The following is an 11,635-nucleotide window of genomic DNA, read 5'->3' as shown; positions in this document are numbered from 1 at the left end:
CAAGGATCAGCCGCTATGAAAAGCCCCCAATCGACCGTGTCCATGGCGGATAAAGTTGCCTTGATCGACAGCCTCTGCGCCAAGGCGCGGATCCTGCCGGTGATCACCATCGCCCGCGAACAGGACATCCTGCCGTTGGCCGACGCCCTAGCCGCTGGCGGTTTGACCGCGCTGGAAGTGACCCTGCGTTCCGAGTTCGGCCTCAAGGCCATTCAGGTCTTGCGCGAGCAACGTCCTGAGCTGTGCACCGGTGCCGGTACCGTGCTCGATCGTCACATGCTCGAAGCGGCGGAAGTGGCGGGCTCGCAATTTATCGTCACCCCTGGCATCACCCGCGACCTGCTGGAAGCCTCGGTGCACAGCCCGATCCCGCTGCTGCCGGGCATCAGCAACGCCTCCGGCATCATGGAAGGCTACGGCCTGGGTTATCGCCGCTTCAAACTGTTCCCGGCTGAAGTCAGCGGTGGTGTTGCTGCCATCAAGGCGCTCGGCGGCCCATTCGGCGAAGTCAAATTCTGCCCGACTGGCGGTGTTGGCCCAGCCAACATCAAGAGCTACATGGCGTTGAAAAACGTGATGTGCGTGGGGGGCAGCTGGATGCTGGATCCGGAGTGGGTCAAGAACGGCGACTGGGCGCGTATCCAGGAAGTCACTGCCCAGGCGCTGGCGCTGCTGGACTGAACGGATTTATCGAATCGTTGTTGCTGTGCTTAACGGCATTTTTGCGGCGCACTTGGTCGGTGTGCCGCTTTTTTTTGCCTGTAGAAAAACCTCAAGCACATCGCCGCTCTGAAGGTGGGAGCTGGCTTGCCTGCGATAGCTATTTATCAGTTAGCCCATCTTTGGCTGATACACCGTTATCGCAGGCAAGCCAGCTCCCACAATTTTAATCGGTGTTTAGTCTGGTGATTGCGTGGACCAGCGCATTGATGTCCGCCGCTGACGTCACCAACCCGGGCGTCACCCGAATACAGGTGCCAAACGCTGCCCCCGTGCGCGTAGTGGTGAACAGGCCGTGCTCCTTGAGCAACCTGTCCACCATCGCCTGCTGATCACGCCCGATGAACTTGAAGGCGGTGATCCCGCAATACAGTCGCGGGTCATCCGAAGTCAGCACTTCGATCCCCGCCAACGGCCGCACCTGGTTCACCCACAGGTTGCGCAGGTGATTGACGCGTGCGCCCTTGGCCGCGGCGCCACCCAATTGCCGATGCTCTTCAAACACCAGGGGCAAGGTCATTAGTGCTGGGAAGTTCGGCGTGCTGTAGGACGTACGCGCTCGTACATCCGTGGTCGGGTAGTGGAACTCACCCATGTCCGGGTCGATATCGGCCAGGCGCTCCGGTGCGATGTACAAAAAGCCCAGGGTCAGCGGTGCGCCGATCCATTTATGCAGGTTGAAGCCTGCGAACTGAATGCCCAGTTCGGCCAGGTTGAATTCGACCTGGCCCAAGGCGTGGGCGCCGTCGAGGATCACGTCGATTGCGCGTTCGCGTGCGGCCTTGGCAATGGCCGCAACCGGCATGACCAGCCCGGTGCGATGGGTTACATGGGTCAAGGCCATGAGCTTCAGGCGCGGGTACTGCGCGAAGGCCTCGTGGTAAGTGTGCACCAGGCTGTCGAAACTGGCCGGGTGGGTGTGGGCCACCTCTATCACTTCCACGCCGCGAGTCGCTGCCAGCCAGCGCATGGCGCCTTTGACCGTGTCGTATTCCAGATCGCTGATCAGCACTTGGTCGCCCGGTTGCAGGCGGTTGTAGTTGCGGATCAGCGACTGCAAGGCTTCGGTGGCGTTACGGGTGAAAGCGACCGACTCGGGGTCGACAGCAATCAACCCGGCCAACTGGCGGCGTATCTCGTTGTTTTCACCCTGTTCAAAACGCTGGCGCACATGCACAGAGTTGCTGCGGTTGATAAAGCTGATGTGCTCAAGGTATTGGGCCTGCACCGCCCGGCTCATGCGCCCGAAGTAGCCGTTTTCCAGGTTGATCGGGCCGGGCTCGCACTCGTAACGCTGAGCGATGGCCTGCCAGTGCGCTTCGTTATCGGCATTCCTTGGCATGGTGGGTCTCCTAGTGGCGGGGGGCGGGTCTGCCGTGTTTGGCGCGCAGTGGCTCAAGCAATTCGGACAGACCGTTGTGGTCGATTTCCTGCATCAAGGCCAGCAAACCGCCCAGCTCCCCGTGGGGGAAACCTTCGCGGGCGAACCAATTCAGGTAGGGCCCAGGCAAGTCGGCAATGATCCGGCCTTTGTATTTGCCGAAGGGCATTTGGCGGGTGATGAGCAGTTCGAGTTTTTCGGGATTCATGAGCGTCGCAGGATTCAGGCCAGGCTTTCGAAAATACAGGCATTCTGCATGAAGGCCAAATGACAGATCATGCAAATAACCAAGATACAGATGGTTCAATAATTCGTAACTTATTGAAATAAAACATAAAAATAATTTTTGAAAACCTGGCACGGGCGCTGCAATAACCAAGGCAACCTTCTAACCCGTACAAGGAATTGAAAAATGACTGATATCAACAAAGAATCGATCTCCGTACTGAACGACCTGATCGAGACCAGCATCGACGGCCAAAAGGGTTTCAAGGAATGCGCTGAAGACATCAAGCATCCAGAACTCAAGGCCCTGTTTGCCAAACGCTCCGCTGATTGCGCGACAGCCGCTGCTGAACTGAAAACTGCTGTGCGTGCCTTGGGTGGCGATCCTGAAGATTCCGGCAGCATGGCCGGCGCCCTGCACCGTGGCTGGGTCGACGTGAAGTCGATGGTCACTGGCAAGGACGAAGAGGCCGTATTGAACGAAGCCGAGCGCGGTGAAGACCACGCATTGAAGGCTTACCGTGAAGCGATCGAGAAGATCAACAAACACAACCTGGTGGGCATTCGTGACTTGGTTGAGCGTCAGTACCACGGTGTACAGCGCAATCACGACCAGGTAAAAGCCCTGCGTAACCAGGCCCGCGCCCAGTCGTAAGACCTACGCTGGGCTTAGTGTGGGAGCGGGCTTGCCCGCGAAAGCGGTGGATCAGTCACGGTTGTATTGACTGACACACCGCATTCGCAGGCAAGCCCGCTCCCACATTTGTTTTACGCAAAGGCTGGAATGTAGATCAGCCAATACTGATCGGCGGTAGCTCGGTCAAGGTCACCACTTGCTGCTTACGTGGCGCCAGAATTTCCGCCTCGCCATCGACGACCAACTCATCACGCTGGTTGAACACCCGAGTGGCAATGCGCACGCGAAACTTCGGCAGTTTCTCGAGGATTTCCAAGCGCACGGTCAGGGTGTCGCCGATCTTCACCGGCTTCTGAAAGGTCATCTGCTGGCCGATGTAAATCGTGCCCGGCCCAGGCAGCTCGCAGGCCACCGCGGCGCTGATCAGTGCACCGCTGAACATGCCGTGGGCAATCCGCTCCTTGAACATGGTCGCCTTGGCGTATTCAGCGTCCAGGTGCACCGGGTTGTGGTCACCCGACATGGCGGCGAACAGCTGGATATCGCGCTCTTCGACGGTTTTGCTGAAGCTGGCAGTCTGGCCCACTTCAAGCGCTTCGTACGGGGTGTTGGTTACCTGGGTCATCTCAAGGTGCATCCTGTGGCTTAACGGTAATTAATCGGCTGATTTTAAAGCAAAAACTATTCGCAGCGGGTGGGCCTGCGCAACGCCAGCGCCTGGTCGAGCCAGGCCAGCAGGTCGGCGGTGACTTCATCGCGGTTGGTTTCGTTGAACACTTCATGGCGCGCCTGCGGGTAGAGCGTCAATTGCACGTCCTGGCAACCGGCTTCACGCAGGGCGTGGGCCAGGTCCTTGAGACGCTTGCCTTCACTCACCGGATCACAATCGCCGCCCATCACCAGGATCGGCAGGCCAGGATCGATCTGCGCCAGGTTGGAGACTTTGCTGATCTGCTGCAAGCCGCCCAGCAGGTCGATCCACAGTTGATTGGTGCAACGAAAGCCACAGAGTGGGTCGTTGATGTAGTTATCCACTTCAACCGGGTCGCGGCTGAGCCAGTCGAATTTGGTGCGGTTGGGCTTGAAGGCTTTGTTGAATGAGCCGAACGACAGGAAGTCGATCAACGCACTGCGCCCTCGCAGGCCTTGGCGCGCTCGCTCGATGCGCGCGATGATTTGCGCTGCACGGTAGAGGGCCACCGGCTGGAAATTCGAGCCGCTGAGTATTGCGCCATGCAAGCTGGCACTGTGATGCAGCAAGTACGCCTGGGAGATATAGCTGCCCATGCTGTGGCCCAGCAGGATGATCGGCAGCCCGGGATGCTGTTGGCCGATGTGCTGATTGAGGCTGGCCAGATCGCCCACTACTTTGTTCCAGCCATCCGTTTCAGCATATAGCCCAATAGTGCCGGCCTCTGCAGTGCGGCCATGCCCGCGCTGGTCCAGCGCATACACACCCAGGCCTGCTGCACACAATGCCTGCGCCAGGCGCGCATAGCGGCCGCCATGCTCGGCCATGCCATGGGAGATCATCACCACGGCCCTGGGTGGCCCGTCGGGCAGCCATTGGTTGACGTACAGACGGGTGTGGTCGTTCGCGGTCAGCCAGAAGGTGCTGTGGTTCATGGCGGCTTCCTTTGCTCAGGGTGGTTGCATTGTATAGCTCATCCGGCGTGGGGCGGGGTATCTGCCTACGCCTTAGGTACAAGATTCATACAATCAATGACACAGTTCAGCGTCTTGCCTGTTTGGCCATAGCTGCTAACTTCCCCAAAGCTCCGCTTCTTATTGCTGCACATCTGCATGGCAGCGGCCGGACACACTCAGGTAAAGAGGACAAGAATAATGCAACCTGATTTCTGGAATGACAAACGCGCGGCGGGAGTCCCCAATGCCATCGACCTCAGCACCTACAAGTCGGTGATCGAGGTGTTCGAGCGTTCCTGCAAGACCTTTGCCGACCGTCCGGCATTCAGCAGCATGGGCATTACCCTCACCTACGCAGAACTTGAACGCCAGAGTGCGGCGTTTGCCGGTTACCTGCAGCAGCACACCGACCTCAAGCCCGGCGAGCGCATCGCGGTGCAGCTGCCCAACGTGCTGCATTACCCGGTGGCGGTGTTCGGCGCACTGCGCGCCGGGCTGATCGTGGTCAACACCAACCCGCTGTATACCCCGCGCGAGATGCGCCACCAGTTCAAGGACGCCGGTGTGCGCGCGCTGGTCTACCTCAACCTGTTCGGTTCGCGGGTGCAGGAGGTATGCACCGACACCGAGATCGACTACCTGATCGAAGCCAGGATGGGCGATTTCATGCCCGCCGCCAAAGGCTGGCTGGTCAACACCGTGGTCGACAAGGTGAAGAAGATGGTTCCGGCCTACCACCTGCCGCGAGCAGTGTCGTTCAAGCGCGCCCTGCGCATGGGCGCGGGCCTTGGGGTGACGCGCCATCCGGTGACCCTGGACGACGTCGCCGTGCTGCAATACACCGGCGGCACCACCGGCCTGGCCAAGGGCGCGATGCTCACCCACGGCAACCTGGTGGCGAATATGCAGCAGGTGCGGGCGTGCATGTCGCAACTGGGCGACGACGGCCATCCGCTGATCAAGGAAGGGCAGGAGGTGATGATTGCACCGCTGCCGCTGTACCACATCTATGCATTCACGGCCAATTGCATGTGCATGATGGTCTCCGGCAACCACAACGTGCTGATCACCAACCCACGGGACATCGGCGGGTTTATCAAGGAGCTCAAGCAGTGGCAGTTCTCCGGCCTGTTGGGGCTGAACACGCTGTTTGTGGCGCTGATGGACCACCCGGATTTCAAGAGCCTGGACTTCTCCCACCTCAAGATCACCAACTCCGGCGGCACCGCCCTGGTCAAGGCCACGGCGGAACGCTGGAAGGCGCTGACCGGTTGCGCCATCGGCGAAGGCTACGGCCTCACCGAAACCTCGCCAGTGGCCAGTACCAACCCCTACGGCGGCCTGTCGCGCCTGGGTACCGTGGGCATCCCGGTGCCGGGTACGGCGATGAAAGTCGTCGATGACCTGGGGCAAGAACTGCCTTTGGGCGAGCGCGGCGAGCTGTGCATCCAGGGCCCACAAGTGATGAAGGGCTACTGGCAGCAACCGGCCGCCACCGCCGAAACCTTGGACGCCGATGGCTGGTTGAAGACCGGTGACATTGCGGTGATCGACACCGATGGCTACATCAGTATTGTGGATCGCAAGAAGGATTTGATCATCGTCTCGGGTTTCAACGTGTACCCCAACGAAATCGAAGACGTGATCATGGCCCATCCGGCCGTGGCCAACTGCGCCGTGATCGGCGTACCGGACGAGCGCACGGGGGAGGCGGTGAAGCTGTTCGTGGTGGCACGGGCCCAGGGGGTGAGCCTTGAGGAACTGAAGGCGTACTGCAAGGCCAACTTCACCGGCTACAAGGTGCCCAAGCATATTGTGTTGAGGGAGTCGTTGCCGATGACGCCTGTGGGCAAAATTTTGCGCCGCGAGCTGCGCGACATCGCTTGAGTTGAAACCGGGTACAAAAAATGTGGGAGCTGGCTTGCCGGCGATAGCGGTGTTTCAGTCACCTGTTGAATTGACTGATCCACCGCTATCGCAGGCAAGCCAGCTCCCACATTGTCATATAGCACCCTTGAGAGCTTGTTCTAGAGCCATTTTTGGCGTTATAGAATTTTTGCTCTAAAAGTGACCATTGGATATTCTTGAGTCATGTTTATGACTGTAGGGCCCTCTTTTGGCTCTAGGCGGCCCTTGGCAAAGCTGCTACTCTCGGCGCGCTTTGTGACTTCTAGGCCTGCTTGAAAGCGCCAGACTCACCTAAAAACATACACCAATAATAATCGCATCAAATGCGATGATGAATTCGCGTCGCTGAGGAGTGGGCTTCCATGAATGAAGACTTTTGGAAGGATAAGTACCCCGCCGGGATTGCTGCACAGATCAATCCAGACGAGTATCCGAATATTCAGGCGGTACTGAAGCAGTCCTGCCAGCGCTTCGCCAACAAACCGGCTTTCAGCAACCTGGGCAAGACAATCACCTACGGTGAACTGTACGAATTGTCCGGCGCATTCGCCGCGTATCTGCAACAGCATACCGACTTGAAGCCTGGCGATCGAATCGCTGTGCAACTGCCCAACGTTCTGCAATACCCCGTCGCTGTATTCGGTGCCATCCGCGCCGGCCTGATCGTGGTCAACACCAACCCGCTGTACACCGCGCGGGAGATGGAACACCAATTCAATGATTCGGGGGCCAAGGCCCTGGTTTGCCTGGCCAACATGGCGCACCTGGCTGAAAAAGTCGTGCCCAAGACCGCCGTCAAGCACGTGATCGTCACCGAAGTTGCCGACCTGCTCTCGCCGTTCAAGCGCGTGCTGATCAACAGCGTGATCAAGTACGTGAAGAAAATGGTCCCGGCCTATCATCTGCCCCAGGCCATCAAGTTCAACGACGTACTCGCCAAGGGCCATGGCCAGCCGGTCAACGATGCCAGCCCGGCCAGCGGCGATGTGGCCGTGTTGCAATACACCGGCGGTACCACCGGCGTGGCCAAGGGCGCGATGCTGACCCACCGCAACCTCGTCGCCAACATGTTGCAATGCAAGGCGCTGATGGGCTCCAACCTCAATGAAGGCTGCGAGATCCTGATCACACCGCTGCCGCTCTACCACATCTATGCCTTCACCTTTCATTGCATGGCGATGATGCTGATCGGCAACCACAACATCCTGATCAGCAACCCGCGCGACCTGCCGGCGATGGTCAAGGAACTGTCGAAGTGGAAGTTCAGCGGCTTCGTCGGCCTCAACACCCTGTTCGTGGCACTGTGCAACAACGAAGGTTTCCGCAAGCTGGACTTCTCTGCGCTGAAGGTCACCCTATCGGGCGGCATGGCGTTGCAACTGGCTGCGGCGGAGCGTTGGAAGGCCGTGACCGGCTGCGCGATCTGCGAAGGCTACGGCATGACTGAAACCAGCCCGGTGGCCACGGTCAACCCGATCCAGAACATCCAGATCGGCACCATTGGCATTCCGGTGCCTTCCACCGCGTGTAAAGTCATCGCCGACGACGGTACCGAGCTGGCGCTGGGCGAAACCGGCGAGCTGTGTGTAAAAGGTCCGCAAGTGATGAAGGGCTACTGGCAGCGCCAGGATGCCACCGACGAGATGCTCGACAGCGACGGCTGGCTGAAGACCGGCGACATCGCGATCATCCAGCCAGACGGCTACATGCGTATCGTCGACCGCAAGAAGGACATGATTCTGGTCTCCGGCTTCAACGTCTACCCCAACGAGCTCGAAGACGTGCTGGCGGGCCTGCCGGGCGTGCTGCAGTGTGCGGCCATCGGCGTACCGGATGAAAAATCCGGCGAGCACATCAAATTGTTCATCGTGGTCAAGCCAGGGGCCACCCTGACCAAGGACCAGGTGATGGAACACATGCGCGCCAACGTCACCGGCTACAAGGTGCCCAAGGCCGTGGAGTTCCGTGATGCGTTGCCGACCACCAACGTGGGCAAGATCCTGCGGCGTGAATTGCGTGATGAAGAACTGAAGAAACTCGGTCTTAAAAAGTAACCCATAAAAAACCCCGCTGATGCGGGGTTTTTTATGAGGGCGCTGGCCAAACACTTACCTCCTGTGGGAGCGGGCTTGCCTGCGACAGCGCTACACCAGCCACTGCTGTATCGCCTGACTCACTGCCATCGCGGGCAAGCCCGCTCCCACAGGGTTACCGGGCTTACAGCGCGAACTGCGCGAAGCTCACACCCGCACCGGCGGGGCGTACGTCCTTCAAGAACGAGTCCTTATCCGCGCTTAGCTCCAGGGTAATCTCCGGCCTGCGCTTGCCCGCATTGCGCACCACCAGCCCCTCGAGTTTTTCACGCAGGAACACGGTCGGCACCTTAAGGTGCAGCAACTGGTCGGTGTCGGCGTTGTGCATCAACAGATGGATCCACTCGTACTGGCCCACGGCAATACGCCCCACCGGCAGGTCGAACCACCAGATGTTGCGTTTGCGGTCCAGGTCGGTGAAGTGGCAGTTGTTGACGCCGAGTACGGCACCGCCCAGTTCCTGGTTTCTGCGGGCAATGGCCTGTGCTTTATTGAGTTTCATAACCTTCCTACGGGATCTGTTATTCAGCGTTGCAGCCTGAATGTGCCGGGCATTCTCGTGGGTTGGACATAAAACATAAAGCCAAACCTGCCGCTTTCGATGAAATGCTCGTACAAAAATAATTGAAACTCTGCCGTTGCGCTTCAGGTCAACCGCTACGTAGTGACCAAAAACCATTTGATTGTTATCAGGAGTAATACCATGAGCAGCACTTCCGATAAGGTAAAGGGCTTGGCGAACGAAGCTGTCGGTAACATTAAGCAAGGCGTCGGTAAAGTCACAGACAATGACAAACTGCGTGCTGAAGGCGTGATCCAAGAGAAAAAAGGCGAAGCTCAGCAAGCAGTGGGCAAGACCAAGGACGCAGTGAAAAAAGCCACTGAGTAACACGTCCTGGCGGGCAGCCCCCAGCAGCCCGACGGCCATCCACGGATGGCCGTTTTTGTATCCGGTGTTGCAACTAAACTTTCGAAATTGTTTCAAAGTCGCCAAATGGGCTACTTTGATGTAGAAAACGGCCCCTGAGTCGCCCATGAACTCAATCTCTTTGCGGCGAAAGGAGACGCTATGATTTTTCCGGTACTCGATGGTCTCAAGCTGCACAAGGTGCTGATGCGCACCGTCACTGAATTTCTCGATGACGAGATGCCGACTTACGCCTCGGCACTGGCCTACCAGATGCTGTTCTCGTTGTTCCCCTTTCTGCTGTTCCTGATCGCCCTGATCGGTTTCCTGCACCTGCCTGACTTCTTCACCTGGCTGCGCCTGCAGTCGGAACTGGTGTTGCCGCCCCAGGCGCTAGAGCAAGTCAACCCGGTGATCGACCAACTGCAGCAGTCCAAGGGGGGGCTGCTCTCGGTCGGTATCGTGATTGCCTTGTGGACGGCCTCCGCGGGCGTGCGCCTTATGATGAGCGCCATGAACGCCGCCTACGACGTGGTTGAGGGCCGGCCGATCTGGAAGCGTTTTCCACTGTCGATTTTCTACACCGTCGGCATCGCCGGCATGCTGCTGGCTGCTGCCGCGCTGATGGTGCTCGGCCCGCAGGTCATGGAGTGGCTGGCCGGGCAGATCGGCATGCAGGAATTCGTCGTCACCCTGTGGACTATCCTGCGCTGGCCATTGATCGTGATCCTGCTGATGTTCGCCGTGGCACTCATGTATTACGTGATGCCGGATGTCGAGCAGGAGTTTCGCTTTATCACCCCAGGTTCGGTATTGGCGGTGGTGGTGTGGATCGTCGCCTCCCTCGGCTTTGGCTACTACGTCAAAACCTTCGCCGACTACAACGCCATGTATGGCAGTATCGGTGCGATTATTGTCCTGCTCCTGTATTTCTATATCTCCGCTGCCGTGCTGTTGCTCGGCGCGGAGATGAATGCCGTGATCGAACACATGTCTGCCGAAGGCAAGGACCCCGGGCAGAAGGAAATCGGCGAACCGGCCCCGACTGAAAAACAGCACGTCTCTGGCTTAGGCCGGGACCACTCCAAGCCCATTACCGAGCCTGAACAATGATCCGTGAAATCCTGAAAATGGGCGACGAGCGCCTGCTGCGTATCGCCCCGCCGGTACCGCCGGAGATGTTCGACAGCCCCGAGTTGTGGCAACTGATCGACGATATGTTCCAGACCATGGAACACGTAGGCGGTGTTGGCCTGGCTGCACCGCAGATTGGTGTCGACCTGCAACTGGTGATCTTTGGTTTCGAGGCCAGCGAACGCTACCCGGAGGCGCCGCCGGTACCCCAGACCATTCTGATCAACCCGCTGATCACACCGCTTAGCCCGGTACTGGAAGAGGGCTATGAAGGTTGCCTGTCAGTGCCCGGCCTGCGCGGCGCCGTGAACCGTTACCAGCAGATCCGCTACGAAGGTTTCGACCCCAAGGGGGAGCCGATTGTGCGTTTTGCCGACGGCTTCCATGCGCGGGTGGTGCAGCATGAGTGCGACCATTTGATCGGCCGGTTGTACCCATCGCGGATTACCGATTTCAGCAAATTCGGGTTTATTGAAGTGATGTTCCCGGAGCTGGACCCAACGGCTGACGAATAGCCCACAGTTCAACTGTGGGATCAGTGTTTATTCAGGACTGGGGCATTGAGCCCCATCGCAATCATCGGCTTATTGCGCTTGTAACGCACCAGCCGTTCACTCAGCGATTGCGGCAAAACCGTGTCCTGGCTGAACCCCATGCCCCGATACAACCCTTCCAGGTCCGGATGGCACAGCAACCAGACCGTCCCCTCACAACCCGCCACGGCCTCTTCAACCAGTCGCGCCGCGAGCCCCTGGCCACGATAAGTCGGCGCCACAAACACCCCCGTCAGCCACTGCCCACCCACCACCGGGCTCAAGCACAAGCCCGCCACGATGTCGCTATCGCGCGCCACCCACAAGCGGCCGCCCTTGAGTGCCTTCATCGACGAATTGTGGTTGCGGTAAAACTTGTTCAGCAGTGGCCACAGAGGCTCTGCCAGCGGTTCGATGTGCAATGGGGGCATGGGGTTCAGACAAGCATTA

The 11,635-nt window shown here is 58.8% G+C and carries 13 protein-coding genes; 7 read left to right on the top strand and 6 right to left on the bottom strand.

The features are described from left to right. Window positions 1-15: 15 nt before the first annotated feature. A complete protein-coding gene (locus MHH62_RS18080) occupies window positions 16-681 on the top strand; it encodes a bifunctional 4-hydroxy-2-oxoglutarate aldolase/2-dehydro-3-deoxy-phosphogluconate aldolase (RefSeq protein WP_019819350.1) in 666 nt (221 codons plus the stop codon). A gap of 205 nt (window positions 682-886) precedes the next feature. Here MHH62_RS18080 and MHH62_RS18075 read toward each other — a convergent pair whose 3' ends face one another. Then, window positions 887-2,062: an aminotransferase class V-fold PLP-dependent enzyme gene (locus MHH62_RS18075; RefSeq protein ID WP_339231561.1), complete on the bottom strand. Its 1,176-nt coding sequence runs from the start codon at window positions 2,060-2,062 to the stop codon at window positions 887-889. A gap of 10 nt (window positions 2,063-2,072) precedes the next feature. After that, complete coding sequence (locus MHH62_RS18070; RefSeq protein ID WP_003193750.1) at window positions 2,073-2,309, bottom strand: DUF3820 family protein; 237 nt, start codon at window positions 2,307-2,309, stop codon at window positions 2,073-2,075. A 204-nt stretch (window positions 2,310-2,513) separates the two neighbouring features. Between MHH62_RS18070 and MHH62_RS18065 the strand changes: the two genes are divergently transcribed. Beyond that, window positions 2,514-2,981, top strand: coding sequence for a PA2169 family four-helix-bundle protein (locus MHH62_RS18065; protein ID WP_014719659.1), 468 nt, complete (start codon window positions 2,514-2,516; stop codon window positions 2,979-2,981). Between the two features lie 136 nt (window positions 2,982-3,117). Here the strand turns inward: MHH62_RS18065 and MHH62_RS18060 are convergent, their stop codons facing one another. Then, complete coding sequence (locus MHH62_RS18060; RefSeq protein ID WP_003193747.1) at window positions 3,118-3,588, bottom strand: MaoC family dehydratase; 471 nt, start codon at window positions 3,586-3,588, stop codon at window positions 3,118-3,120. A gap of 56 nt (window positions 3,589-3,644) precedes the next feature. Beyond that, window positions 3,645-4,589, bottom strand: a complete 945-nt coding sequence (locus MHH62_RS18055; RefSeq protein ID WP_032902770.1) for an alpha/beta hydrolase — start codon at window positions 4,587-4,589, stop codon at window positions 3,645-3,647. Window positions 4,590-4,808: 219 nt separating this feature from the next. On the opposite strand from MHH62_RS18055, the gene fadD2 reads away from it, so the two are divergent. Together fadD2 and fadD1 are read left to right on the top strand one after the other, a co-directional pair. Then, window positions 4,809-6,497, top strand: a complete 1,689-nt coding sequence (gene fadD2 / locus MHH62_RS18050; protein WP_339231557.1) for a long-chain-fatty-acid--CoA ligase FadD2 — start codon at window positions 4,809-4,811, stop codon at window positions 6,495-6,497. Between the two features lie 383 nt (window positions 6,498-6,880). Continuing rightward, window positions 6,881-8,572, top strand: a complete 1,692-nt coding sequence (gene fadD1, locus MHH62_RS18045; RefSeq protein ID WP_191948887.1) for a long-chain-fatty-acid--CoA ligase FadD1 — start codon at window positions 6,881-6,883, stop codon at window positions 8,570-8,572. 163 nt (window positions 8,573-8,735) lie between these two features. Here the strand turns inward: fadD1 and MHH62_RS18040 are convergent, their stop codons facing one another. Next, on the bottom strand, window positions 8,736-9,113 hold the full coding sequence (locus MHH62_RS18040; protein WP_020303128.1) for a hypothetical protein: 378 nt from the start codon (window positions 9,111-9,113) through the stop codon (window positions 8,736-8,738). A gap of 201 nt (window positions 9,114-9,314) precedes the next feature. Here MHH62_RS18040 and MHH62_RS18035 point away from each other — a divergent pair, with 201 nt between their 5' ends. From MHH62_RS18035 to def, 3 genes are all read left to right on the top strand, one after another. After that, on the top strand, window positions 9,315-9,500 hold the full coding sequence (locus MHH62_RS18035) for a CsbD family protein (protein WP_003193737.1): 186 nt from the start codon (window positions 9,315-9,317) through the stop codon (window positions 9,498-9,500). Window positions 9,501-9,680: 180 nt separating this feature from the next. After that, a complete protein-coding gene (locus MHH62_RS18030; protein WP_014719655.1) occupies window positions 9,681-10,631 on the top strand; it encodes a YihY/virulence factor BrkB family protein in 951 nt (316 codons plus the stop codon). Continuing rightward, window positions 10,628-11,167 (top strand): peptide deformylase, encoded by a 540-nt coding sequence (def, locus tag MHH62_RS18025; protein ID WP_014719654.1) that lies wholly within the window; start codon window positions 10,628-10,630, stop codon window positions 11,165-11,167. The genes MHH62_RS18030 and def overlap by 4 nt, the downstream gene beginning before the upstream one ends. A gap of 20 nt (window positions 11,168-11,187) precedes the next feature. Here the strand turns inward: def and MHH62_RS18020 are convergent, their stop codons facing one another. Further along, window positions 11,188-11,616: a GNAT family N-acetyltransferase gene (locus MHH62_RS18020; protein ID WP_019819336.1), complete on the bottom strand. Its 429-nt coding sequence runs from the start codon at window positions 11,614-11,616 to the stop codon at window positions 11,188-11,190. Between the last annotated feature and the right edge of the window lie 19 nt (window positions 11,617-11,635).

This window comes from Pseudomonas sp. FSL L8-0168 (assembly GCF_037976155.1).
Classification (GTDB): Bacteria; Pseudomonadota; Gammaproteobacteria; order Pseudomonadales; family Pseudomonadaceae; genus Aquipseudomonas; species Aquipseudomonas paracarnis.
This window is presented reverse-complemented; position numbering and strand designations above follow the sequence as displayed.